Source organism: Bradyrhizobium sp. Kon56, from assembly GCF_055807635.1.
The window spans coordinates 1-252 of the sequence record NZ_JBVVOU010000527.1 but is presented as its reverse complement, the minus strand read 5'-3'; the positions used below and the strand labels follow the sequence as shown (position 1 = coordinate 252).

1 protein-coding gene is annotated in these 252 nt (G+C 69.8%); it reads right to left on the bottom strand.

Going from position 1 to position 252, the window contains the following annotated elements; all coding sequences use genetic code 11:
* A partial coding sequence (locus AC0L3B_RS39920; protein ID WP_473383432.1) for an AraC family ligand binding domain-containing protein occupies window positions 1-252 on the bottom strand: 252 nt, incomplete at both ends.

The window sequence follows — 252 nt, the reverse complement described above, 5'->3', positions numbered from 1 at the left end:
CAAGCTGTCCGAGGCGGGCAGGGCGCGGTTCATCGCGGGCAGTTGGCCGGCGTATTGCGCCTCCGACACCTGTTCGGCCCAGGTGACGGAGCTGCCGTTTTCGGCTTCGGCGATGGCAATGTGGGTCATGCCCTGGGTGGCCGTCGCGCCATGCCAGTGGCGGGTGTGCGGTGGAATCCACACCACGTCGCCGGGGCGGATTGCCTGGCGCGGCCCACCTTCCTGCTGCACATAGCCGACGCCCGCGGTGAC